The sequence below is a fragment of the Leifsonia sp. HAY1-4F genome (genome assembly GCF_056755275.1).
Window position 1 is genome coordinate 1 of the sequence record NZ_JBNDHX010000713.1, and the last position, 231, is coordinate 231.

1 pseudogene is annotated in these 231 nt (G+C 73.6%); it reads left to right on the forward strand.

The features are described from left to right. A pseudogene (locus ACPYOG_RS21075) lies at positions 1–231 on the forward strand (PAC2 family protein); the annotation flags it as partial.

Below are 231 nucleotides of genomic sequence, written 5' to 3' on the forward strand. Positions count from 1 at the left end.
CACCGGAAGCCCGATCGCGCGCGGCGAGCTGCCCGCCGAGGCGCTCGCCTGGGAGGCGTCGATCGATGCCGCGGCCGCCGATGACGAGGAGATGACGGAGTACATCCGCCAGCTCGAGCGCACCCGCGACACGTGGGACCCCCCCGAGGTGTCCGGCGGCGCGATCGCGCAGGGGTTCGAGAAGTATTTGCGGCGCGGCGGCGACGGCCCGTCGAAGCCGCGCCGCAGATA